This window comes from Faecalicoccus sp. LCP19S3_E2, assembly GCF_052121255.1.
GTDB lineage: Bacteria > Bacillota_I > Bacilli_A > Erysipelotrichales > Erysipelotrichaceae > Faecalicoccus.
Window position 1 is genome coordinate 38,366 of record NZ_JBQKEP010000004.1, and the last position, 23,845, is coordinate 62,210.

A 23,845-nucleotide genomic window follows, 5' to 3' on the forward strand; every position below is an offset into this window, starting at 1 on the left:
ATTATTGCACCTGGTTCATCACAGCCGGATCTTTTTTCGCAATCAGCTTTTCATAAATACCCGGATGCATGTTTTCAATGGCCTGAATCGCAATACGTAAGGCTTTTGTATATTCACCATTATGGAAATACAATTCAGCCTTAGTCAGTTCTGTATCCATTTCCGGATGACTGCTTCTAAAACGATTTCCAAAGACGATTGCATTTTCTACCATAACGGCTACACCAGTTAAGTTATTGGCGTTGTTGTAGAGTTTATAGATAAAATCAATCGCATCCTGCAGATCTGCATTCAATGTCTGTACATCTAACGGACTGTGATCCAATACTACACGCACTCTTTGAATCAAGCGTTCTCCTTCTTTGATATCATCATCAAATTGACCGGAGATGCTTGGCAGCTGGCGAATTGCTGCATTCAAACGAACTTCATTTAAGATCAGCTGCAGCTTGATCAACTGCTTTTTCGCACGGCTTTCATCACTGCTGGCACCTACCAGCATTTTCTTCATAGACTGAATCTGTTTTTCAAACTCATCGGCTTCCTGCACAAAAGCACGATAATTGTGAATCAGATCCACACTTGTTTTATCATCCTGATTCAACTGTGTTTCAATCAAATGTTTCTTCTCTTTTAAACTGGCGCACTGTTTATCCGCCAAGATGAAATGCTGCGTCCAGTCTTCCAGACCAAAACGATCTTTAATATTGGCATACAAGCTTTTGATTTCAGACAATTCATCTTCAATGCGATCCAGAATAGCCAGCTTGGCATTTAAATCACCATGAATTTCTTCATAAGCACTTTGTTCCTGCAAAATGTTATCCTGTAAAACCAAAACCGCATCGGTTGTTTCATTCAACAATGTATCAGCTTTAGTTACTTCACCGGAATCTAATAAATTCAATACGTTTTGCACATTGTCCTTAAATCCACTTACTTTATTCATTGGCTGTAAATAGCTCAAATCTAAACCACTTGCCTCCATCGTCTGAACATTGTGTTCAACTTCTTCAATGGCTCTAGGCAATACAGTCTTTGCCTTTTCATACAGATCCGGATAGGCTGCGATCACAGAGCTTAATGTATCAACCTGTTTACTGATCTTTTCACATTCATCTTTTGCCTTATTAAACTCGGAAGCATACATCCATTCTTCAAAATTCGTAAACTGATTTTCAATATCTTCCAATTTGGCATCAATCAAAACGGCAGCGCCATAGAAGCTGCTTCGATTATCCTGGTAAACAGTTTTTACACTGCGGAAACGTTCTTTTAAAGCACTGGCCAGCTCACGAACTTCGCTTTCCTTTTCCAAAATATGATCTAAGCTCTGGTTCACGATACGAATTCTTTCTTTAGTATCATCAATTAAAGACTCAATTTCATCCATTTTACGCATTGCTTTTTTCGCACGACGGGAATCTAACAGATGATCGGCATCCGTAAATAAATCTTCAATTGTAGATACACTTTGTTGGCAAGTATTATATTTTGTCGTTAAATTCTTAACACGTTCCATCACATCATCATTGACACGAGCAAATGCACTGGCTTTGTTGAATTTAAAAGCCAGCTGGTTATTGCGAATCTCATTGATTTCCACTTCCAGCTCTGTCAAACGTTTTTCTGCCTTACGACGACGAATCATTCTGGAAACGATCCAAATCAAGATCAACAACAAAAAAGCGACGGCGATATATACCAGTACGGTCGTTGATATATGCGAACTAATAAAATCAATGAACGAATTAAAAATATCTAAAACTGCATCCATGACAGTACCTCCCAAATGAATCTCATATATTATAACAAATCTTTATATTCTGTGCATTAACATTTCAAATTTTCTTGATTTATAAATGTACATTTGGTATGATTTCTAGGCATAAATTGATAGCAGCATACAAAGCCGTCAAGCCAGCGTTGTAAGCTTTACAGCGATGTGAGTAAGCTAATAGCTGATAGCGGAAAAGATCGGTTACAACACACTTGGTGGTGATTTGTACTGTTATTGTTTTATGAAGAGTAAAACAATAGGAGGAAAATTATGTCTAGAAACACAGGAAGTATCTGGAAAAAGTCTCGTCGTTTAGGCTTCTCCGTCCTGGAAACAGGTGAAGAGCTGAACCGCCGTCCTTATGCTCCAGGTCAGCACGGGAAAGGTCGCCGTGTAAAATTAACAAACTATGGTATTCAGTTACAGGAAAAACAGCGTATTCGTCATACGTATCAGCTAAGCGAGAAACAGTTCTATAACACATACAAGAAAGCAAGTAAGAAACCTGGTTCTGCCGGTGAAAACTTCTTGATTATGTTGGAATCTCGTTTGGACAACCTTGTTTACCGTATGGGATTTGCCCGTACACGTCGCGGAAGCCGTCAGTTAGTTAACCACGGACACATCTTTGTAGATGGAAAGAAAGTGGATATCCCTAGCTTCCAGGTAAAACCTGGTCAGGTGATCGAAGTACGTGAACGTGCTAAAAACATGGCTTCTATCAACGAAGCATTAGAAGCCGCTACTACAATCGTTGATTACGTTGATGTTGACAAAGAAGCTAAAAAAGGAACTTATTCACGTTATCCTGAACGTAACGAATTGTTCACAGCTCAGCCAATCAATGAACTGTTAGTTGTTGAGTTCTACAACCGCTAATGAAAAAATCTCTGCAGCAAGCAGAGATTTTTTTATTGATCTTCAAATTTAAAATACTAAAAACGGAGATTGTAACTGTGAATCCTATGACCTATATTTTAAAAATCATTTAAGCAGTGTGTATAAATCCAATATGTTCAGCTACAAAGACACTGTTATAATACACTTTATCGTCTTTGTGATATGCTCGTGAAGATATTCTTCCCTTTACAGTGATCCATGAGCCTGTTTTCATCGTACTGCAAAGCGTTTCTGCCAATCCTCGCCATACCTCAATCTGAAATGTATCCAACTCATACACACCATCAGCATTCGCATACGGTCTTTCTACTTCCAATAATACATTACAAACCTTTTCTCCCGAAGGAATAGATCTAAGCTGTGGCATCTCTTTGATCTGCCCTACCAGACAAAATACATTCATCATTTACCTCCCTATCCGGTATGGGTATCTTCCCATATTTATCACCTGCCTTCGAGGATAGGATAGTCATTTTCATCAAACAAAACAAACGAGCCGGTTATTCTAACCAGCTCGTTTTTATGTCAAATTAGAGGGCTATTGTCCTCTAAAAACAAGTATTATGGATTGATTTAGACAAATTAGCATTCATTGTAGCTTTTTAAATACACTCGACTTTGGTGAGATAAATCAAGCTTTGAAACCATCTTAAAAACCTCATCTCGTTTCATAGCAGCTATAGTATCCAAAAGCTCAAAATAAGACACACCCTGCACCTCAGATTGAAACAGGTCGATCGCAAAACTTTCAAAATGATCAAATGTGCGTAAAGACTGTGCATAGGATTTATTCTTTAAACTGTTAAAAATTAAGTCGTCCATAGCTTCTGTCTGCATTTTATGCAAAATATCTTCTACGATTTGAAAGAATTCTTCTGTTTTCTTTGTTTGCGCATAAAACATCAAATACGCATGGTCTGAGGTGATCTCACACTCGGCACCAAAGGATGTAGTAAGTATCCGTTGATCCATCCATGATTGAAAGTCCGGATTCAAAGAGCTAAACCACGCATCCAAGCTCATTTGAAGCGCAAAATCCATACAAGCTGCCTGTAAAGGATCTAAGATCGGTTTTAGCTTGACGGCAAAAGCAACATAAGGAATACTGATATCCATTCGATCTTCTACGATTTCTTTGGCAACCGTATCCGGTTCCTTCAAAAAAACACGTTCTGTTGGATGTGAAAAATGTTTATCATAGCTTTCCTGTTTCCGCTCGATTTCTTTCAACAACAAACAAGGCTCTTTTCCCGTAACCCCGACCAGAACCATGTTTTGAGGATCATACTTATCGTTATAAAACGCTTCCAGATCTGCAACCTTCATGGATGTAATATCCTCCGGATTTCCTAAAACATCAATCCGAATCGGATGCGTTTGATATAAAGCATTCCATACCAGCTTCATCAGTCTTGTTTCCGGATTTTGTTGATACATATTGTATTCGCTTAAAATAATGCCTTTTTCTTTTTCAACGCTATTCTCATCAATATCCAGATTTTGCACAAAATCCATTAAAAGTGATAATGGTTTATCCGGATTGGACGATGTGGAAAAATAGTAAGCCGTTTCACTCAAACCGGTAAAGGCATTGGTCATGGCTCCCAGATCGGCAAACTGATCTGTTACATCCTGTCCATATAGACGAAACATCTGATGTTCTAAAAAATGAGCACATCCGCTGGGATATGTCAATTGTTCCAACCCTCGCTTTTGACAAAGATCCATACCACCGGCCTTTATCCCCAACAAGAAAAAAGACTGGGAAAACTGTGGCTTATGTACAAGGAGCACCTTCATCCCGTTTTTCAAGGTCTTTGAAAACCATTCAAAATTATACTTCTTCATCATTTTCCTCCACCAAAGCTAAGGCACACAACGATAAATTATGCGCTGCCAAAGCAATATCCTCTTTCTGAATCCGCTGAATCATTGATATCCTTTGCACAATGGAAGCCGTTTGATGTAAATAATCATCCGAAAAGACTTGTTCCATCCAGGAAAACGGCAGATCTTGTATGCTTCGAATAGAATCGATCCAGTCTTTTTTGGCATTTTCCAAAAGTTCATCCGAATAATCCATCGATTGAATTCTTTGAATCTGCTCCTGTATCAAAAACTTGACCTGTTCAAAGTTTGCCTTGGATAGACCTGTCTGCACCAACAATAAACCATCATAACGAATCAGTGAAGAATGAATCGCATAACACAAACTGTATTTTTCACGAATCGTATCAAACAAAAGATTGTTTGGACATTGACCTAAAACAGAATTTAAAAGCACTAATGGATAGGATAACTCGTCCTTAATCGTAATCTTAGTTTTAAAGGCCATTGTCAAAGAAGTCTGTGCAATCTCTTTTTGAAGAAAGGATTCTCTATATTCTGTACCCTGATATGGATGCATGGACATCACCGGTTCTAAAGGAGCATCGATGGATTGCAGGTAAGACAACACGGCTTGTGATGGTCTTCCGCAGACATAAACATGCTTTTTCAAAGTCATGATCACGTGAATCCTTTTTTGTACATCTTGATAAGAAAGTGTTTCTAAATCATTTTGATAGCCTTGAATCGAAATAGAGCTGGTGTGTCCCTTATCCAATAAAGAAAGACATTGTGAGCTGCTCAAATAATCCGGATCATCCTGCAGACGAAGCAGCTTGTCTTTATATTGCGCTTTACATTCTTCAAAACTGGCCGCATCGATCAACGGATGAAACAAAAATTGATCCATGATCTTTAAAACAGTGGAATCCTCCAGTCCTGTCGGACAGTATTGGCTTTGAAGATATTGAAATCTGTATTCGATCATCAATTTGTTTCCTAAACCGGTCATATGCAAAGAAACACGAAAACTATATGCCTCATTTAAAGCTAACGCAACCTGCTGTAGCGAAGGAAAAGCTTCTGTCTTTCTCTTTAACATTCGTAATGCCAGATTCGTAACTGTAATTGTTTCTCTTTCAAATGGCAGAAACATCCGAATTGAAATGGAATTGTCAACAAATTTATCTGTTTTAATAAACCTCATGAAAAGTATTCTACCATAAAATTCATTAGACGCAATTGATTCTGCATTCTATTCACCCTTTACAAAAAGAAAAAGGAAGCACAAAGCTTCCATGAGCAAAAAAAAGAAGGAACGAATCCTTCTTTTTAACCTGATGATTATCCTACGTGGATATATCCAACTAATGCATTGGAGCAGTTAACGGAGAATACAACTGTAGTATATCCGTTCCATCCACCATGTACGGCCTGACCGTTTCCAATATAAATGGCAACGTGTCCACTATAGATGATGATATCTCCTGGTACCGGATTGCTTGTCCAGCTACCTAAAGAAGCATAATCACTTGGCCAACCATGGAAGTTGATTCCTACTGCTTTTAATGCATTGGTTACTAACATCGTACAATCCTGGTTTACACCAACCTGTGCTAAAGCTGCACTGGCGATTGCACTGGAGCTTACAGAACCAGTATTTACAGAACCACTGTTTGATGGAGCTTGTGGCTGCTGTACGGCACTGTTACTTGATGATCCATTGTTAGAACCACTGTTTGATGGAGTCTGCGGTGTACTCTGTGCAGGAGTCTGTGTCTGCTCTTGTGATTGAGCAGGTGCTTGCGTTTGTGTTTCTTCCTGTACCGGAGCACTTTCTTCAACTGTTTCTGTAGCTACGCCATCAGAAGCAATTGTATATCCATCTTTTGTTGTGTCTTTCAACATAACACCATTGGCATCAAAGAAATATTTCTTTCCTTCGATATCAATTGACTGGTCTTTGACTTGTTCACCGTTTTCATTGTAGTAGAATGAATTATCACCTTCAGTGATCCATCCTGTTTTCAATTCACCGGCATCTGTTAAATGGTATGTCGTACCATCTACCGTAACCTGACCTGTTGCCATAGAACCATCTTCGTTAAAGTAATATTTCTTACCTTCGATGTCCTGCCAACCTGTCACGGAATATCCTTCTGCATCAAAATAGTACTTAACGCCATCAATTTCCATCCAGGATGCTTTGACTTGCTCACCTTGATCGTTAAAGTAAGTTCCGTCATCCTGCCATCCTTGAAGAAGCATTCCATCTTCCTGGAAATTATACGTTGTACCCTGCAGAGAAGTTTTTCCAGTTGCGGCTGTTCCTTCAGATGTGAAGTAGTAAACGTCGTTTCCGACAGTCTGCCATCCAAACTGAAGTTTTCCATCCTGGTCAAAGTAGTACAATTCATCGTTGATCTCAGTTAATCCTGTTGCCTCTTGACGTGTCGATTCTAAAACATAGCTTCGATTCTTTCCCTCTCCATGCCATCCAGGCTGTGTTTCATAGGCATATACCGTAGAAAGCACTGGACCACATGCACAAGCACAGAGGGCAACGGCCAAGATTTTGCTGTGTTTCTCGATAAAATTCATTACTGTCACCTCTCATACAACAACCATAGAATAACATATTCGACATCAATCTCAAAAAAAATCACTGTATTCTGTCCCATTTTTGGGTTCCATTTTTTGATACAAAAATACGATAAAGCTTTATTTAAAGCGCATTTTTATAATTTATGGGATATTATGTGATTTTTTAAAAAATTTTAAAATTTTTATGAAAAATACACATGTTCACCATATAAAGACAGTTTATGACTTTGTTTTGACCCATTTTAAGCAATTTTGTACAAGATTAAACATCAAAATCACGATAAATACGATATGTACCACCAAGCTACATAAAGAAAGCACATGAAGACATTGAATCAGACTTTGTATAGAATCGGCACGCATACCAATCATCAAGCCGATAAAAAGCATAGTAAGCATCAAGACATTACCACCTATAAAAAGACCGGCTTTTTTCTTATTGGCCTGTAAAAACCATAGAATTGTTAACAGTATAAAAAGAAGGTCAAAAAAACTCATGGCATTCCATAGACTGCTTAAAAAGGATGTGACAGAAACTGTCGGTATGGTAATAAACCGGTAAGCGATACGAATCAGGATCGAGCCGGTATAAGCATCCATATCCTTCATAAACGCAAACAAGGAATGATAGTCATGAACCTGCACTAGTGAAAGAAAGAACAAAGCCTGTAGTACATATTGTAGAAACCAGTACAAGAAGACAAACAGACTCAATATCCTTCTTCTTTTCTCAAAGCTGTTCCATAAAGAATCAATCAAACGATAAAGTTTCAAGGAAATCTTCTCCTTTTAATTCTTCATTTGTACTCAAACCCGGATATCCAAGCTGTCGTAAGACTTCATATACAACGATAGCCGTGCAGTTGCTTAAATTTAAACTTCGGGCATTAGCCACCATGGGAAGACGCATGCACGTATCTAAATGATCTTTTAAAATGTGCTTATCTACACCGGTACTCTCTTTTCCCAACACTAGAAAGATATCGCCTTCTTCCTTTGTGAAATCAAACTGGCTGGGGGCCTTATGTCCATAACGCGTCATAAAATAGTAATGCCTGCTGGGGTATTGTTCGATAAATGCCTGCCAGTTTTTATGAATGTGAATTTCGGCATCTTTGATATAGTCCATGCCGCTTCGGCGCAAATGTTTTTCATCCAGACTAAAGCCTAATGGCTCGATCAAATGCAGCACAGAGTTTGTCGCCATACAGGTACGAATGATATTACCGGTATTCTGAGGAATTTCCGGTTCATACAATACAACATGAATCATAAGGTTGCCTCCAAATCCTTTAAAAACATCTGCAGTGCTTTTCCGCGGTGGGAAACACTGTTTTTCTTTTCTTCCGAAACATTGGCTAAAGTCGTTTGAAACGGCGGATAATAAAAAATTGGATCATACCCAAAGCCTTTTTTGCCGACTGGTCGATCATTGATCTCACCCTCAATAGTTGCCCTATATGTTTTTTCCTGCCCATTTTCATCGATATAGGCAATTACACATACATAACGAGCTGTCTTCACTTTTCCTTTAACCGCATCGATGATGGCCTGATTTTTGATCGCATAATCGGTATCCTCGCCCATAAAGCGCGCCGAATACACACCCGGTCTTTTATCCATCGCATCGACTTCAATCCCACTGTCATCGCTAATTACAGGTTCCTTTAAAACCTGGTATAAGCAACGTGCCTTGATCAGTGCATTTTCTTCAAATGTCTTTCCATCTTCTACAATTTCAATCTTCTTATCAAGATCTTTTAAGCATTTTACATTGGCCCTTCCTTGTAACATGTTTTGAAACTCTTCTACTTTATGCATATTGGAAGTCGCAATCCATATTGTTTTCATTTTCATCACCACAAGCATTATAGACAAAAAAAGAGCTCAAATCAATTTGAACTCTTTATACGTGCATTGCTTCTAAGATCGCATCTCCCATAGCTTTGGTACCCACTTTTTTCATACCTTCCGTATAAATATCCTGCGTACGATATCCGGCATCCAACACACGATGCACCGCCTGTTCGATGCACAAAGCTTCCTTTTCCATGTCAAAGCTGTATCGAAGCATCATCGCCGCGCTTAAAATACAGGCAATAGGATTTACGATATCCATACCGGCAATATCTGGTGCCGAACCATGGATCGGTTCATATAAGCCTCTTGTGCCTTCCCCTAAAGAACTGCTTGGAATCATACCGATGGAACCCGTGATCTGGCTGGCTTCATCGCTTAAAATATCACCAAACATATTTTCTGTGACGATCACATCAAACTGACTGGGATCTTTACAAATCTGCATAGCACAGTTATCCACAAACATCTCACTGTATTCTACATCCGGATAGTCTTCTTTGATCGACTGTAAGACTTTACGCCATAAACGAGAAGTATCCAGGACATTAGCCTTATCGACCAGACAAAGTTTTTTACGCCGTTTTTGTGCCATTTCAAAACCAATGCGTCCAATTCGTTCGATCTCATGCCAACTGTATGGCATAGTATCCACAGCTTTTTCTTCCTGATCTTCTATAAATGTTTTGTGCTTTCCAAAATAAACGCCACCGATCAACTCGCGCACAACCACAAAATCAATGCCCTTGTCCACGATTTCCTTTTTTAATGGAGATGCATCAGCCAATTGTGGCCACAAAGTAGCCGGACGATTATTTGAATAAAGCTTCATACCGGCTCTTAGCTTCAACAATCCTTTTTCCGGTCGCTTTTCACCTGGAAAGCCTTCCCATTTAGGGCCGCCGATAGCCCCCAACAAGACGGAATCACAGGCTAAACATTTATCCAGTTCGTGCTGCGGCATGGGCTCTCCATATTTATCAATGGCAGCACCACCCATATCGATTTCTTCAAAGGTAAAGTGATGTGAAAACAATGTTTCAATTTTTTGTAGCACACGCAATGCTTCCAGCACAATTTCCGGAGAAGAACCATCGCCTCGAATTACACCAATTTTCTTTTCCATACGTTTATTTCTCCTTAAGACTGGCCATCAAGCCACCTTTATCAATGATGTTTTGAATAAATGGCGGAAACGGCTGTGCCTGCCATTCTTTGTTCTGTGTAAGATCCGTGATGATCCCGGTGTTAAAATCCACCATCACTTCATCACCAGCCTGAATCTGATCGGCTGCTTCTTCACACTCCAGAATCGGAAGTCCGATATTGATGGCATTGCGATAGAAAATGCGGGCAAAGCTTTTGGCAATGACCACACTGATACCACACGTCTTGATGGCAAGTGGTGCATGCTCTCTGGATGATCCACAGCCAAAGTTCCATCCGGCCACCATGATATCGCCACTTTTTACCTTTTGCACAAAAGAAGTATCGATATCTTCCATACAATGACTGGCCAATTCTTTAGCGTTAGCTGTGTTTAAATATCGTGCCGGTATGATGACATCGGTATCGACATTATCCTTATATTTAAATACGGTTCCTTTTGCGTTCTCCATCAATTATACCTCCCTTGGATCTGTAATATACCCAGTCAATGCACTGGCTGCGGCCGTATATGGGCTGGCTAAATAAACTTCACTGGATATATCGCCCATACGTCCGACAAAGTTTCGATTGGTCGTGGATACACAACGTTCGTTTTCAGCCAGAATACCCATATATCCACCTAAACATGGTCCACAGGTTGGTGTGGAAACCACACAACCGGCATCAATAAAACTTTCCGTATAACCACGGCGAAGACATTCTTTATAAATAGCCATTGTAGCCGGAATGATGATCACACGCACATCCGGTGCCACCTTTTTTCCATGAAGGATCTGATAGGCCGCTTCCATATCTTCCAAACGACCATTGGTACAAGATCCAATTACAACCTGATCAATCTTAATATTCTTTCCTTCTTTAGCCAAATGTGTATTTTCCGGTAAATGCGGATAGGAAACAGTCGGTTCCAAAGAAGAAAGATCAATTTCAATCATTTTGATATACGAAGCATCATCATCCGCTTCATACACCTTCCATGGTCTTTGTGATCGCCCTTCCATATATTGTATGGTGATATCATCCACCGGGAAAATGCCGTTTTTGGCACCAGCTTCAATCGCCATATTACAAATACACAAGCGATCATCCATGCTTAAAGAAGAAACACCTTCCCCACAGAATTCTAAAGAACGATACAAAGCGCCATCCACACCGATCAAGCCAATCAAGTGTAAGATCACATCTTTTCCGGAAACAAAAGGAGATAATTTACCTTTTAAAACGACCTGAATGGCTTCCGGTACTTTAAACCAGGCTTTTCCGGTAGCCATACCCGCTGCCATGTCCGTCGAGCCAACACCGGTACTAAAGGCACCCAAAGCTCCATACGTACATGTATGAGAATCGGCACCGATAATACAATCCCCGGCCGTTACGATCCCCTGCTCCGGTAAAAGAGCATGTTCAATTCCCATCTTTCCCACATCAAAGAAATTCTTGATGGAATGTTTATGACAGAAATCACGACAAGTCTTTGACTGTTTAGCCGCTTTGATATCTTTATTAGGAACAAAGTGATCCAATACGACATTGATCTTTTCTTTATCATATACGCTATCAAATCCAGCCTTTTCAAATTCCTGAATGGCTACCGGCGTTGTGATATCATTTCCCAACACACCATCCAAATCAGCCATGATCAAGTGGCCGGCTGTTACTTCCTCTAATCCGGCATGGGCTGCCAGAATCTTTTGTGTCATTGTCATTGCCATAGTTTAATCCTCCTGCGGCTTATTGTTGATAGCCGAAACTAGTGCCTTGATACCGGAACGAATAATATCGGTATCCAAACCGGCACCCCAGCTGGTAGAACCATTTTTCCACTTCAAACCGATATAGCTGACAGCTTGTGAGCCACTGCCCATATCTTCCAACGAATGCTCGGTATAGGTTTCTAAGGCATAGCTGTAACCCATTTCCAGTTTGATGGCATTGCTGACGGCATCTAAACGACCATTTCCCTTGGCACTGCATTCATGCATCTGTCCATCTTTTTCAATACTCAACATGGCGGTAATGTTATTTCCCTTTTGTTGAATATAATGTGCTTCTACGATGTGTAGCGGCATCATCTTGTTACAATATGTCTCATTGAAGACTTGATAAATTTCCTCCGGTTTTAACTCCTTGTGATTTTTATCACTGATATCTTTAACGACGTATCCGAAATCTTCACGCATCTTAGGCGGCAAATGGAATCCGTGACTTTCTTCCAGAATATACCCGATTCCACCTTTTCCACTTTGTGAATTTACACGAATCACATCCGCATCATATGTACGTCCTACATCCGTTGGATCGATTGGCAAATACGGACAGTTCCATTGATGTTGATGATGAACTTTTCGATAGTGCATGCCTTTGGCAATAGCATCCTGATGTGATCCAGAAAAAGCCGCAAATACAAGACTGCCGGCATAAGGCTGACGATCGTTGACTTTCATTCTTGTGACGCGCTCATATACTTCACAAATATGCGGCATATTGGAGAAATCCAGTTTGGGATCGACTCCATGCGAATACATGTTCATGGCTAATGTGATCGCGTCCACATTTCCGGTACGTTCTCCATTTCCAAACAAACAACATTCTACGCGCTGCGCCCCGGCCAACAAAGCCAGCTCGGTATCTGCTACACCAGTTCCTCGATCGTTATGCGGATGTGTCGATAAGATAACCGCATCACGATATTTCAAACGATCCGAACAATATTCGATCTGATTGGCATACACATGCGGCAAGCTCATTTCCACTGTTACCGGTAAATTGATGATCATCGGTCGATCCACTGTTGGCTGCATCACATCCAAAACCGCGTTACAAACTTCCAAAGCATAATCTGGTTCAGTTCCTGTAAAAGATTCCGGAGAATACTCAAACAGGAAATTTCCTTCATATTCTTCGGATAACTTCTTGACTAACTTAGCACCTTCTACGGCAATTTGTTTGATCTCTTCTTTTGATTTTTGGAAAACTTGTTCTCTTTGTGCCACACTCGTTGAATTATAGAAGTGAATCACAGCACGAGGTGCCCCTTTGACTGCTTCAAATGTCTTTCGAATAATATGATCACGACACTGTGTCAATACTTGTACTGTTACATCTTCCGGAATCATATTTCTTTCAATGATCGTTCGCAAGAATTCATACTCCGTTTGACTGGCAGCCGGAAAGCCTACTTCGATTTCCTTAAACCCGATTTCCAGTAACATCTGATAAAACTCAAGTTTTTCTTCCAAAGACATCGGTACAATCAATGCCTGGTTTCCATCTCTTAGATCAACTGAACACCAGGCCGGTGCCTTTTCAATGTGATCCTTTTTGACCCAGCGATATTCATTTTCCTTTGGCGGATAATAACCTGGGGCATACTTACTTGCATCCATCATGTTTTCAATCTCCTTTAACCAATAAAAAGTCCTCATCCTCAAGGACTTATGCCTTGAGAGACGAGGACTATAACACCATAGTTTCCCGCGGTACCACTCTCATTGTCACAAACTAGTAACCACTCATTACAATCAGCTAATGCGAATTGTTTTCTCCTGATAACGGTGAGTTTCCGTCTTTACTTACTTGTTTCAGTAAAGCAGCTCAAGGGTGAGTGTGTCAAAAAGATCTTTACGATTTTTCACCAGCCAATCGCTCTCTTAAAAACATCATTTTTTGACAGCTCCCTGTCATCGCGTTTTTTAACTTAGTTGAAGTATATCAAGAGTATTCAAAGATTTCAACACCAAAATGTAACTTTTTACATTAAGGAATGTAAATTTTCAAAGACATTCCCAATAAAAAAAGGATGGGTTCTCCATCCTTTATCACCTATTAATACATTCCCTGAGGCATTGGCATTTCTTTTTCCGGTTCCGGAATTTTGGCAACTCCGGCTTCTGTTGTGATAAACAGTGCGGAAATGCTGGCGGCATTCAATAACGCATTACGTGTTACCTTACATGGATCAATGATACCAGTTTCAATCATATCAACCCATTCACCGTTCTTGGCATCAAATCCTTGATTTCCAGTTGCCTTTAATTGTTCAGAAACAATATCCTCGGCATTGTATCCGGCATTATCGGCAATCTGAGCAATTGGAGCCAACAATGCATCAAATACGACCTTGATACCTTTTTGTACATCGACTACATCACTCTTTACTTTATCCTTTAAAGCCGAGTAGGCAGAAACTAAGGCAGCTCCACCACCGACAACAATACCTTCTTCAACAGCAGCACGTGTAGAGTTCAAAGCATCTTCAATACGAAGTTTCTTTTCTTTCAATTCACTTTCAGTCATGGCCCCAACTTTGATTACGGCAACACCATTTGACAATTTACCTAAACGTTCCTGTAAACGTTTCTTATCATAATCACTCTTTATATTTTCAATCTGTGCTTCAATTTCATGTACACGAGCTTCTACGGCATCTTTATCTCCGGCACCACCGATCATTGTTGTGTTATCTTTTGTCACAACCAGTTTTTTAACTGTACCTAAATCAGATAACTGCAGTTCTTTTAATTCCATCTGCAAATCTTTTGAGTAGAATGTAGCACCTGTCAATGTTGCGATATCCTGCAGCATTTCTTTCTGGTTATCACCAAATCCAGGTGCTTTTGTCGCAACGACATTGAAAGTTCCACGCAATTTATTCAATGCCAATGTGGAAGTCACTTCATTTTCATAATCATCGGCAATGATCAATAAAGCACGATTGCTTTGAACGATCTGTTCCAATACCGGCAAGATTTCCTGAATGTTTGTGATTTTCTGATCAGTTACCATGACATATGGATTTTCCATTGTACATTCCATCTTTTCACGATCAGAAACCATGTATGGAGAAACATATCCCTTATCATACTGCATACCTTCACTGATTTCCAATTCATCTTCAAATCCATTGGAATCATCTGTAGAAATCACACCGTCACGTCCTACTTTATCCATTGCGTTGGCAATTAACTTACCAATTTCTTCACTTCCTGAAGAAATCGCAGCTACGTTTTGAATATCATGTGTGCTTTCTACTTTCTTGGCATGATCTAAGATATAAGCGGCAATTTCTTTTGCGGCTTTTTCAATACCTTCACGCATCAAAACAGGGTTAGCTCCACGATCAACTAATTTCAAACCATTTTCAATCATACTCTGTGCCAAAATCGTAGCTGTTGTTGTACCATCACCAGCTGTATCATTGGTTTTATTAGCTACTTCATAAACCAGTTTGGCACCCATATTTTCAAATTTGTCTTCCAATTCAATTTCTTTGGCAATACTTACACCATCATTTGTAATTAGTGGTGAACCATATTCTTTTTCCAATACTACATTGCGACCTTTTGGACCTAATGTAACACGAACAGCATTTGCCAGTGTATTAACACCCTTTAACATTGCCTCACGGGCATCTTTAGAAAAACGTACTTCCTTAGCCATGTTCTTTCCCCCTATCCTTCACAAGCGATGATATCTTCATCTTTGATTACGATAAATTCTTCATCGTCTACTTTCATATTTGTACCAACATATTCACGATACAATACACGATCACCGACTTTATATTCCGGCTTCTCTACTCCAGTACCGATAGCTTTTACAACCGCCAACTTTGATTTTTCTTTACCACTTGTCAGGATAATTCCTGAACTTGTTGTTTTTTCTACTTTTTCTTTTTCCAGTAATACATAGTCATGTAAAGGTTTCAACATGCTTAATCCCTCCTTTAGCACTCCCTTTATCTATGTGCTAAGTATATTATACACACTTTTAGCACTTGTGCAATAGGTTTGCTAAAGAATTTTAAAAACTTTTTACAAAAAAAGAAAATGGCTATCCGTTTCATAAACGAAATAGCCATATTTCTAAAATATGAATCAAAACTCTACGCACTAAACTAAAGATATTCGCTGATATCTACTTTTGAAAATATACTAGTTTCTAATCACATATGTGTAATTGTTATCTTTTAAGCATATCCAATTTCCATGTGTTAGTTTTCCCCAAAGACTTCCATTGGAACCTGGAACTATATCCACTACATTGATCGGAACACCTTTTACCAATTTTCCTACTTCAGCTGCATTATAATCAGGGGATACACGTGTAACCATATTATATTGAAGAATGTATTGTCCTAAATCATATCCGGCAAAATTATCTCCCGGAATTTGATTAATTGGTAATTGATTAGATGATGAATTAGATTTTTCTTGCTTTTCTAGAGCATCCTGTACCTTTTCTTCTGCTTCTTTTTTCTCTTCAGTCGCTTTCTTCGCATCTTCTTTAGCTTTATCCGCATCTTCCTTGGCTTCATCTGCCTCTTTTTTAGCTTCTTTCAACTCTTCCTTTTGTTCTTGTAAATCTCGTTGCGACTGTTGATGCTGGTAAAAGAAATAGCCCCCAACAGCTATTCCAATTATCGCAACAACACTAACCAATGCAATAATTAAGTTTTTGGTTTGATGCGGTGATGAGTCAGGATGTAATTTCTGATTATTTTCAAAACTCAGATGATCTGCAAGTAAATTTTCTTCATTAGGCTGAACATCCTCTTTTAGTGGACATCCACACTCTTCACAAAATTGGTCCTCATCAGTATTCAAATGACCACATTCCGGACAATACATTTATGATTTCCTCATCTTTCGTTGTTCTAAATAGGCTAGTAAAAACGATATGCATCCAACAATGGATACAAATAGCAGTAAATAAAATCCAAAATAGAAAGAAAGCATGACTCCATATTCTTCCTGCATATTTACAGTAATTTCAATAATTGGAATTAAAGTCGATAAGATACATCCAATCATACTCACTAAAGGTTTATGAAATATAGCCAAAATCAAAGATATGATAATTATAAACAAAGCCATAATACCATCAGGCCCAGTGATCAAGGTAATAGAGAATGTGCTAGCTAATAAATTTGTTCCTACATAAGGTAAGAACAAAGAAAGCAACGCAAAAATTAAACAGATAATCCCAACGATTTCTGTAACATAAAACGAAGACGTTCCTAGCACAACACTCTTAGAAAATATATTATCCTTAGAATAATTAACATTCAAATTAACACTTGAATTATCAATAATTTTTTCTTTACTCGTTACTACCGAAGCTCCACAGCTTGTACAAAATTTTGCATTTGTCTTTAATTCTTTACCACAACTCGGGCAGAATCGTTTAGAACTTAACTTAGGTTCAACTTTTGTTCCACAATATCCACAAAATTGAGAATTATCAGGTATCTCTTGTCCACAATTTACACACTTCATAATATCCTCCTAAAAAAACAATACATCTATCGCAAAGGTAACGATCCAAATAACAAGGCAGACTTGGCTCTGATTAAGCATTCTTGCTCGTTTATACATATATGCAGGAATAATCAAATACGAACCTAATTGGCGAGTATCATAGCCACATTTCTTCAACATCTTACAATCTTGATATGTTAAAAATGAATTTATCGAAAGTGTAATAATCCAACTGAAGCGGAATAAGTCCAGCTCTGTTTGGTATAACTCTGCATTAGATACATCATTAGCTAAATTTAAATACGTATAATATTGGTATGTACAAAATACGCTGCTACTCAACAAAGGCGCAAACGCTAGAGTCCACATCCAACTGTCATTGATATGTTCTTTCTTTAAAGAAGGAACTCTATCATCATAATACTTTGATTCTCTGACTTTTGAAAACTCCGTCCAATCCTCTAAACCTTTATGCCATACTGGCGTATTATTTTGAATCAATTTATTGCTGACCATGTCATTAATTTGCTCGTCACTATATGGACCCGACGGCGACTTTCCATCAAGCACACAATACCACTGATTCAAAACAGGTGTTGGCGGTGGTGATTTCATAAGCTCGTCAACAGGAGTACCACAATTTTCACAAAAAGCAGCACCATCAAAAATTTCCTGACCACATTCTCTACAATACATTTTTTAAATCTCCTATCAAAATTCTAACCCCCCCCCCCGACTCTAAAAGTCAATGCTTTTCCACGCAAAAAAACTCCCAAGTTTCCTCAGGAGTTCTTACTATCAAATTCTTCTGTACCTATTCAGCAATCAAGCCTTCTGGCAGTTCCATTTTAAATACCTTTAAGAAGTTCTCAATATCTTCTTTGGCATCTTTGCCTTTGACATAGCGAATGTTCTGCTGCTTCCATGTCTTGACCGCAATTTGTGTGTTTGGCAACCCTAAAGTATCCGCACCGGCTTTGTCGATGGCACTTGTCAATGTATCTTCGTCGGCATCCGCAATAAAGGTTTCAATTCCATCCAGAACACGACTTACTTTTTCTTGTTCATCAGCTTTGACAAACAGGGAAGCCTGTGGATAACCGGCATCTTCACTGCCGGTTTTTTTCTGCCATAATGCCTGCAGGTCTTGCAGTACACTGAACTCTTTACCATTTTCTTTCGCTTTGGCAACGGTTGCCTGTGCAACCGGCTGTGCCAATAAGGCAACCTGCTGCTGACCGGTTAATAAAGCCTGTTGTGCTTCGGCAGCCGAAGAATACCATGTAACATTTAAGCCTTCTTCTTCCACCTGATTAAAGACAAGACCCGGTACGGCATTTTGTCCAAAAGCCGCAATGGAAGCCGTTTTTAAATCGATACCTTCCGGTCCTACCAGATATAGATTTCCCCATGTCAGTACCGCATCCAGATTATAGCTTTCACTTTCACTGTACACCTTGGCACCTAAATTCGTTGGTGCTACGATAATGTCGTATTCCCCGTCTTCCTTTGCCAATTCTGATGTCAGAAGATCGCTTCCATCCACATATTCGATGCTTACATCTTCCAGATCGGCCGCTCCCTGAATACTTAAAGCCGGCGCACCGGTCGGACATAAAATTGAAACCGGTTCTACTGTTTCTTCCTTTGGCGTTGACGAAGAGCAGGCTGTCATCGCAAATGCCAGTGCAGCTGCCAATGCCAGTTTAGTTCCTTTTTTTACTTTTTGAATAAACATTTATCTTCTACCTCTTTAGTGAATTTTTCCAATGCTTCCTGTAAAGCAACCGTAGTGGATTCTTTAGAACCACTCTTACGGATTGTTACCGTTTCGTTTTCCATTTCTCCATCACCGACAACGATCTGGTAAGGCACCTTTTTCATCTGGGCTTCACGTACACGATAGCCTAATTTTTCATTACGATCATCTAACTGTACGCGCATACCCTGTGCTTGTAAAGCTTCTACAACTTTCTTGGCATAGTCTAGATGTTTTTCCTGATGAACCGGAATTACGACAAACTGCTGTGGAGCCAACCACAATGGGAAATGTCCACCAAAGTGTTCGATCAAAATTCCGATAAAACGTTCGATAGAACCATAGACAACTCGATGCAGCATGATTGGCGTTTGTTTTTTACCTTCGGAATCTACATACGTTGCGCCAAAACGTTCCGGCAGATTCATATCCAGCTGTACGGTACCACACTGCCAAACTCGACCTAAGCTATCCTTGATATGGATATCCAGCTTCGGTCCGTAGAATGCACCATCGCCCGGATTCACCTTGAAGTCCTTACCGGCATAACGGCATGCATTGGCCAGCGCTTCTTCAGACTGTTCCCAAATTTTTTCGCTTCCGATATAACCTTCTTCCGGGCGAGTGGATAACTCAATATCATAAGAAAGTCCAAATACACTATACATACGATCAATCAACATCAATACGTTTTTAACTTCTTCTTCAATCTGACCAGGCATCACAAAGATATGAGCATCATCCTGTGTAAATGTACGAACGCGGAACAAACCGTTCAAAGCCCCACTGGCTTCATGACGATGTACCTGTCCTAATTCTCCCATACGAAGCGGCAGATCTTTATACGAATGCAGATCATTGTTATAGACCAACAAAGCGCCCGGACAGTTCATCGGCTTGATCGCAAATTCACGATCATCGACCATTGTCGTGTACATATTGTCTTTATAGTGATCCCAGTGCCCGGAAGTTTCCCACAACTCACGTGACATGATGATCGGTGTTTTAATAAATTTATAGTTTTCTTTGGCATGTTCTTCATACCAGAACTGTTCCAACACATTACGCAGGATCATACCGTTAGGCAAGAAGATTGGCATACCCGGCGCATATTCCGATACCATAAACAAGCCCATTTCCTTTCCCAACTTTTTATGATCTCGTTTTTTCGCTTCTTCCAACGCTTCCAAATGCGCTTCTAATTCTTCTTTTGTTGGAAAACAAATTCCATACACACGCTGCAGCTGTTTATTTTTGGCATCGCCTTTCCAATATGCACCGGAATGTTTCAGCAGCTTAAAGTTCTTACATTCTTTAACACTATCGACATGGGGTCCACGGCAAAGATCCGTAAATTCTCCCTGCGAATACACCGTGATCGTTCCATCTTCCAGATCCTGAATCAAATCTTCTTTATAAGGATCGTCTTTGAACATTTCCTGTGCTTCCGCTTTGGATACTTCTTTACGCACAATGCGCTTTCCATCCTTGGCGATCTTTTTCATCTCTTTGGCGATCTTTTCCAGATCGGCATCATTTAAACTGACATCGCCTAAATCCATATCGTAGTAGAATCCATCCTGAATGACAGGTCCTACCCAGAACTTAGCCTGTGGATACAGACGTTTCACAGCTTGTGCCATCATGTGCGCACAAGAGTGATTCAATTTGGAAAGATATTCATCTTCCAGTACATTCACTAATTCCATACATAATCTCCTTTTCCATATAAAAAGCGACAGCATCCAAAGGACGTCTGTCGCACGCGGTACCACCTTTGTTCACATAGAAATCTATGTGCACCTCATTTTCTTTTAACGCAAGAGTACGGCTCACTTTTTCAAGGGCAATTCAAAGGGAGTAAACAACAGTTTTGTCAGAAAGTTTTCACCAGCCACTTTCCTCTCTACATCCAAAGCTCTGCGTTCATATCCTTATCATCATTGTTGGCAAAATTATAGAATGACTTGCCCGCTTTGTCAAAGAAAACACTCTTTCTTTTACAAAATCAAGTTTCCTACCTGAAAGACGATGAAGCTAACAATCCATGCCACCGCAATTTGAAATACCATCGTCTGAAACATGTATAAGATTGAACCGCTCTCTTTTTTGATCGTTCCCAAACTGGCAACGCATGGTACATACAACAAACAAAACAACATCAGACAATATGCATTTAAAGCAGTAAAGCCTAATGAGGAAAGCTGAAGGCTTAATGCCTGCATGCCGGATAAACCGTTGATATTGGAAATACCAAACAAAACAGCGGTACTGGAAACGACCACTTCTTTGGCGCTGATTCCGGCCAAAAGGGCAACGCAGATCTGCCAGAACCCAAGTCCGGCCGGTGTCATAACAGGTACCAACAAATTTCCAATCAATGCCGCAAAGCTTAATGAAATATCCTGTGTATAGCCCTGCAGACCAAAGTGCATCAAGATCCAAACGATGATCGAGGCCACAAAGATCGTGGTTCCGGCCTTGCTTAAAAAGTCTTTGACTTTATCCCAGACATAAATAAAAACAGTATAAGCGCTTGGCATCTTATAAATCGGTAACTCGATCAACAATGGATTTTTGGTCGAATCTTTATCTTTTTTATACAATAGCCAGGCAACAAATAAGGCAACGATGATGCCAATCAAGTACATACTATAGGCTGCCAATGTTGCATACCGGCCAAAAAACATACCACTAAATAAGATATAGACCGGCAGTTTGGCACTGCAGGAAAAAAACGGTGTGACAAGCATGACTCGGTGCCTGTCTTTTTTTGATTCCAAAGCGCGGCTGGCCATAATAGCCGGTACCGTACATCCAAAACCTAAAACCATAGGAATAAAGGCTCTTCCGGAAAGACCTAAACGTCCCATGATATCGTTCATTACATACGCTACTCTTGCCATATAACCACTGTCTTCCAAAAAGGCAAGTGCCAAAAATAAGATGGCAATATTGGGCAGAAAGGTGATGATACCACCAACACCGCCGATAATTCCGTTTGTCACCAGATCTAATAACCAGTTGGATACATGCATCTGTTCAAAAAGATTCGTACACAACAAGATCAGCCAATCAACAAAGCCTTCTATATAACCTTTTAAAAAGTCTCCAAATAAAAATGTTAATCCAAAAACGGCCAACATCACAACCAAAAAGAACAACATTCCCCATACCGGATGGGTGACAACCGCATCGATCTTGTCTGTCAATTCTTCTTTTGATGTCTTCCCTAATAACACTTCATGTATGATTGCTTGAATATAATCGTATTTTTGATTGATGATTTGGGTATCTTCTCCATGATCTACAATATCCGAAAGATCGATCGCATATTTCTTTTGAATTTCCTGATCATTTTCCAATAGCTTAATCGCAATCCATCTGGGATTGATAATATGCGGATCTTGTCGTACTAATCGTTCCTGAATCAAAGAGATCTTACGCTCCAAATCCGCATCGTATTCCATTGCATAACGTTTGACCTGCTCTCCATGTATGGACTGCGGACGATGATTGACCTGTGTATTCTGCCCTTCCTGCTGATGACAGGCGGCATGCATCAAGGCTTGTATGCCTCGTTTTTTTCGAGCCGTGACCGGAATAACCGGAACCCCCAGAATTTCACTTAAACGATGTAAATCAATATCCATACCACGTTTGGCCACAATATCCATCATATTCAAAGACAAAACCATAGGTTTATTCAACTCCAAAAGCTGCAACGTCAAATATAGACTTCTTTCTAAACTGGAAGCATCAACCACATCAATGATCACATCCACCTGATCACTTAAAATAAACTGTCTGGATACTTGTTCCTCCATCGTATAAGATGTCAATGAATAGGTTCCCGGCAGATCTACCAGATGAATCGTCATGTCATGATCCTGAATAGCGCCTTCCATCCGTTCTACGGTAACACCCGGCCAGTTGGCCACTTTTAAATTGGCACCTGTATAGGCATTGAATAAAGTCGTCTTCCCACAATTAGGATTTCCGATAAAACCGACTGTTATTTCTTTTGACATGGTTCCACCTCAATTTCTTTTGTTAATTCATCACCCAGGGCAAATCTAGTACCTCGAAGGTTGATGACCATGGTGCCGTTATGTTTTTTCTGTATGATCGTTATCGCTGTATGAACCGTCATGCCCAAAGATTGCAGACGATCTTTTGTCTGAGCTGGTACATACAGCTGCAAGATCCTGTATTCCTTTTTACACTTTCCTTCACTTAATTTCATATTGGTTCCTTCTTTACTTTATTCATTATATGCATTTCTTTCCATTTGACAATCTAAAAGACATTCCACTATAATTCAGTCATGGAAAAAGAATATTTATATCAGACAAACGATCCCCAGCGCATTAAAGAAGCCCAGAAAAAAATGCCCGATACCTCTTCCATCGAGCAATTGGCTGACTTCTATAAGGTCATGGGAGATACGACGCGTTTAAAATTGTTGATGGCACTGGAAACCGGTGAGTTTTGTGCCAGTGATTTAGCCAATGTATCCCAGATGACACGCAGTGCAGTTTCCCATCAGTTGAAAACTCTCAAAAGCAATAAACTGGTCAAGAGTCGTAAAGAAGGAAAAACCGTCTATTATTCTTTAGATGATGAACATATACATTCTGTCTTAAAAGTTGCGTTAGAACACATTCTCGAATAAAGCACAAAAACAGC

General features: G+C 39.7%; 23 protein-coding genes and 1 other annotated feature. Of the genes, 2 read left to right on the forward strand and 21 right to left on the reverse strand.

Going from position 1 to position 23,845, the window contains the following annotated elements; translation table 11 throughout:
• Nucleotide 1: 1 nt before the first annotated feature.
• Nucleotides 2–1,777, reverse strand: a complete 1,776-nt coding sequence (locus ACTQX6_RS04915) for a septation ring formation regulator EzrA (RefSeq protein WP_294687320.1) — start codon at nucleotides 1,775–1,777, stop codon at nucleotides 2–4.
• A gap of 273 nt (nucleotides 1,778–2,050) precedes the next feature.
• On the opposite strand from ACTQX6_RS04915, the gene rpsD reads away from it, so the two are divergent.
• On the forward strand, nucleotides 2,051–2,659 hold the full coding sequence (gene rpsD / locus ACTQX6_RS04920) for a 30S ribosomal protein S4 (protein WP_117445792.1): 609 nt from the start codon (nucleotides 2,051–2,053) through the stop codon (nucleotides 2,657–2,659).
• 109 nt (nucleotides 2,660–2,768) lie between these two features.
• Here the strand turns inward: rpsD and ACTQX6_RS04925 are convergent, their stop codons facing one another.
• From ACTQX6_RS04925 to ACTQX6_RS05020, 20 genes are all read right to left on the reverse strand, one after another.
• The gene (locus tag ACTQX6_RS04925) at nucleotides 2,769–3,086 is read right to left on the reverse strand and encodes a single-stranded DNA-binding protein (protein WP_022789897.1); all 318 of its coding nucleotides are present in this window, start codon (nucleotides 3,084–3,086) and stop codon (nucleotides 2,769–2,771) included.
• A gap of 176 nt (nucleotides 3,087–3,262) precedes the next feature.
• Nucleotides 3,263–4,528, reverse strand: a complete 1,266-nt coding sequence (gene yfmH / locus ACTQX6_RS04930) for an EF-P 5-aminopentanol modification-associated protein YfmH (protein ID WP_168966184.1) — start codon at nucleotides 4,526–4,528, stop codon at nucleotides 3,263–3,265.
• Entirely contained in the window at nucleotides 4,515–5,714 is a 1,200-nt protein-coding gene (locus tag ACTQX6_RS04935; protein WP_441657351.1) for a M16 family metallopeptidase, read from the reverse strand. Before ACTQX6_RS04935 ends, yfmH begins: the two co-directional genes overlap by 14 nt.
• Nucleotides 5,715–5,851: 137 nt before the next feature.
• A complete protein-coding gene (locus ACTQX6_RS04940; RefSeq protein ID WP_117445795.1) occupies nucleotides 5,852–7,108 on the reverse strand; it encodes an NlpC/P60 family protein in 1,257 nt (418 codons plus the stop codon).
• Nucleotides 7,109–7,330: 222 nt separating this feature from the next.
• A complete protein-coding gene (locus ACTQX6_RS04945; protein WP_300398709.1) occupies nucleotides 7,331–7,885 on the reverse strand; it encodes a hypothetical protein in 555 nt (184 codons plus the stop codon).
• On the reverse strand, nucleotides 7,863–8,384 hold the full coding sequence (locus tag ACTQX6_RS04950; RefSeq protein WP_168966179.1) for a tRNA (cytidine(34)-2'-O)-methyltransferase: 522 nt from the start codon (nucleotides 8,382–8,384) through the stop codon (nucleotides 7,863–7,865). The genes ACTQX6_RS04945 and ACTQX6_RS04950 overlap by 23 nt, the downstream gene beginning before the upstream one ends.
• Nucleotides 8,381–8,962, reverse strand: coding sequence for an RdgB/HAM1 family non-canonical purine NTP pyrophosphatase (rdgB, locus tag ACTQX6_RS04955; RefSeq protein WP_270599578.1), 582 nt, complete (start codon nucleotides 8,960–8,962; stop codon nucleotides 8,381–8,383). The genes ACTQX6_RS04950 and rdgB overlap by 4 nt, the downstream gene beginning before the upstream one ends.
• Before the next feature lie 55 nt (nucleotides 8,963–9,017).
• Complete coding sequence (gene leuB / locus ACTQX6_RS04960) at nucleotides 9,018–10,094, reverse strand: 3-isopropylmalate dehydrogenase (protein ID WP_294688991.1); 1,077 nt, start codon at nucleotides 10,092–10,094, stop codon at nucleotides 9,018–9,020.
• Between the two features lie 4 nt (nucleotides 10,095–10,098).
• Nucleotides 10,099–10,587, reverse strand: coding sequence for a 3-isopropylmalate dehydratase small subunit (leuD, locus tag ACTQX6_RS04965; RefSeq protein WP_294688993.1), 489 nt, complete (start codon nucleotides 10,585–10,587; stop codon nucleotides 10,099–10,101).
• Nucleotides 10,588–10,590: 3 nt separating this feature from the next.
• The gene (gene leuC / locus ACTQX6_RS04970) at nucleotides 10,591–11,850 is read right to left on the reverse strand and encodes a 3-isopropylmalate dehydratase large subunit (protein WP_294688994.1); all 1,260 of its coding nucleotides are present in this window, start codon (nucleotides 11,848–11,850) and stop codon (nucleotides 10,591–10,593) included.
• 3 nt (nucleotides 11,851–11,853) lie between these two features.
• Nucleotides 11,854–13,527: a 2-isopropylmalate synthase gene (locus ACTQX6_RS04975; protein ID WP_117445802.1), complete on the reverse strand. Its 1,674-nt coding sequence runs from the start codon at nucleotides 13,525–13,527 to the stop codon at nucleotides 11,854–11,856.
• Between the two features lie 53 nt (nucleotides 13,528–13,580).
• Nucleotides 13,581–13,831 (reverse strand) — a binding site (T-box leader).
• 132 nt (nucleotides 13,832–13,963) lie between these two features.
• Nucleotides 13,964–15,577, reverse strand: coding sequence for a chaperonin GroEL (gene groL, locus ACTQX6_RS04980; RefSeq protein ID WP_168966169.1), 1,614 nt, complete (start codon nucleotides 15,575–15,577; stop codon nucleotides 13,964–13,966).
• Between the two features lie 11 nt (nucleotides 15,578–15,588).
• A complete protein-coding gene (locus ACTQX6_RS04985; protein WP_294688997.1) occupies nucleotides 15,589–15,849 on the reverse strand; it encodes a co-chaperone GroES in 261 nt (86 codons plus the stop codon).
• Between the two features lie 222 nt (nucleotides 15,850–16,071).
• A complete protein-coding gene (locus ACTQX6_RS04990) occupies nucleotides 16,072–16,767 on the reverse strand; it encodes a zinc-ribbon domain-containing protein (RefSeq protein WP_117445804.1) in 696 nt (231 codons plus the stop codon).
• Nucleotides 16,768–17,415 carry a zinc ribbon domain-containing protein gene (locus tag ACTQX6_RS04995; protein ID WP_117445805.1) on the reverse strand — a complete coding sequence of 216 codons (648 nt, stop codon included), beginning with the start codon at nucleotides 17,413–17,415 and terminating at the stop codon, nucleotides 16,768–16,770.
• Nucleotides 17,416–17,424: 9 nt separating this feature from the next.
• Nucleotides 17,425–18,093 (reverse strand): DUF4339 domain-containing protein, encoded by a 669-nt coding sequence (locus ACTQX6_RS05000; RefSeq protein WP_195222022.1) that lies wholly within the window; start codon nucleotides 18,091–18,093, stop codon nucleotides 17,425–17,427.
• A gap of 118 nt (nucleotides 18,094–18,211) precedes the next feature.
• Nucleotides 18,212–19,135 (reverse strand): hypothetical protein, encoded by a 924-nt coding sequence (locus ACTQX6_RS05005; RefSeq protein ID WP_117445807.1) that lies wholly within the window; start codon nucleotides 19,133–19,135, stop codon nucleotides 18,212–18,214.
• Nucleotides 19,117–20,865 carry a threonine--tRNA ligase gene (gene thrS, locus ACTQX6_RS05010; protein ID WP_294689000.1) on the reverse strand — a complete coding sequence of 583 codons (1,749 nt, stop codon included), beginning with the start codon at nucleotides 20,863–20,865 and terminating at the stop codon, nucleotides 19,117–19,119. Before thrS ends, ACTQX6_RS05005 begins: the two co-directional genes overlap by 19 nt.
• Before the next feature lie 291 nt (nucleotides 20,866–21,156).
• Nucleotides 21,157–23,187: a ferrous iron transport protein B gene (feoB, locus tag ACTQX6_RS05015; protein WP_294689002.1), complete on the reverse strand. Its 2,031-nt coding sequence runs from the start codon at nucleotides 23,185–23,187 to the stop codon at nucleotides 21,157–21,159.
• Nucleotides 23,172–23,402: a FeoA family protein gene (locus tag ACTQX6_RS05020; RefSeq protein ID WP_117445810.1), complete on the reverse strand. Its 231-nt coding sequence runs from the start codon at nucleotides 23,400–23,402 to the stop codon at nucleotides 23,172–23,174. The genes feoB and ACTQX6_RS05020 overlap by 16 nt, the downstream gene beginning before the upstream one ends.
• Before the next feature lie 81 nt (nucleotides 23,403–23,483).
• Between ACTQX6_RS05020 and ACTQX6_RS05025 the strand changes: the two genes are divergently transcribed.
• The gene (locus tag ACTQX6_RS05025) at nucleotides 23,484–23,831 is read left to right on the forward strand and encodes an ArsR/SmtB family transcription factor (RefSeq protein WP_117445811.1); all 348 of its coding nucleotides are present in this window, start codon (nucleotides 23,484–23,486) and stop codon (nucleotides 23,829–23,831) included.
• Nucleotides 23,832–23,845: the final 14 nt, after the last annotated feature.

Bases quoted from the DNA above. Each gene is read 5' to 3' on its own strand.
- ACTQX6_RS04915 (WP_294687320.1), bottom strand. From the start codon at position 1,777: ATGGATGCAGTTTTAGATATTTTTAATTCGTTCATTGATTTTATTAGT.
- rpsD (WP_117445792.1), top strand. From the start codon at position 2,051: ATGTCTAGAAACACAGGAAGTATCTGGAAAAAGTCTCGTCGTTTAGGC.
- ACTQX6_RS04925 (WP_022789897.1), bottom strand. From the start codon at position 3,086: ATGATGAATGTATTTTGTCTGGTAGGGCAGATCAAAGAGATGCCACAG.
- yfmH (WP_168966184.1), bottom strand. From the start codon at position 4,528: ATGAAGAAGTATAATTTTGAATGGTTTTCAAAGACCTTGAAAAACGGG.
- ACTQX6_RS04935 (WP_441657351.1), bottom strand. From the start codon at position 5,714: ATGAGGTTTATTAAAACAGATAAATTTGTTGACAATTCCATTTCAATT.
- ACTQX6_RS04940 (WP_117445795.1), bottom strand. From the start codon at position 7,108: ATGAATTTTATCGAGAAACACAGCAAAATCTTGGCCGTTGCCCTCTGT.
- ACTQX6_RS04950 (WP_168966179.1), bottom strand. From the start codon at position 8,384: ATGATTCATGTTGTATTGTATGAACCGGAAATTCCTCAGAATACCGGT.
- rdgB (WP_270599578.1), bottom strand. From the start codon at position 8,962: ATGAAAACAATATGGATTGCGACTTCCAATATGCATAAAGTAGAAGAG.
- leuB (WP_294688991.1), bottom strand. From the start codon at position 10,094: ATGGAAAAGAAAATTGGTGTAATTCGAGGCGATGGTTCTTCTCCGGAA.
- leuD (WP_294688993.1), bottom strand. From the start codon at position 10,587: ATGGAGAACGCAAAAGGAACCGTATTTAAATATAAGGATAATGTCGAT.
- leuC (WP_294688994.1), bottom strand. From the start codon at position 11,850: ATGGCAATGACAATGACACAAAAGATTCTGGCAGCCCATGCCGGATTA.
- ACTQX6_RS04975 (WP_117445802.1), bottom strand. From the start codon at position 13,527: ATGATGGATGCAAGTAAGTATGCCCCAGGTTATTATCCGCCAAAGGAA.
- groL (WP_168966169.1), bottom strand. From the start codon at position 15,577: ATGGCTAAGGAAGTACGTTTTTCTAAAGATGCCCGTGAGGCAATGTTA.
- ACTQX6_RS04985 (WP_294688997.1), bottom strand. From the start codon at position 15,849: ATGTTGAAACCTTTACATGACTATGTATTACTGGAAAAAGAAAAAGTA.
- ACTQX6_RS04990 (WP_117445804.1), bottom strand. From the start codon at position 16,767: ATGTATTGTCCGGAATGTGGTCATTTGAATACTGATGAGGACCAATTT.
- ACTQX6_RS04995 (WP_117445805.1), bottom strand. From the start codon at position 17,415: ATGAAGTGTGTAAATTGTGGACAAGAGATACCTGATAATTCTCAATTT.
- ACTQX6_RS05000 (WP_195222022.1), bottom strand. From the start codon at position 18,093: ATGTATTGTAGAGAATGTGGTCAGGAAATTTTTGATGGTGCTGCTTTT.
- ACTQX6_RS05005 (WP_117445807.1), bottom strand. From the start codon at position 19,135: ATGTTTATTCAAAAAGTAAAAAAAGGAACTAAACTGGCATTGGCAGCT.
- thrS (WP_294689000.1), bottom strand. From the start codon at position 20,865: ATGGAATTAGTGAATGTACTGGAAGATGAATATCTTTCCAAATTGAAT.
- feoB (WP_294689002.1), bottom strand. From the start codon at position 23,187: ATGTCAAAAGAAATAACAGTCGGTTTTATCGGAAATCCTAATTGTGGG.
- ACTQX6_RS05020 (WP_117445810.1), bottom strand. From the start codon at position 23,402: ATGAAATTAAGTGAAGGAAAGTGTAAAAAGGAATACAGGATCTTGCAG.
- ACTQX6_RS05025 (WP_117445811.1), top strand. From the start codon at position 23,484: ATGGAAAAAGAATATTTATATCAGACAAACGATCCCCAGCGCATTAAA.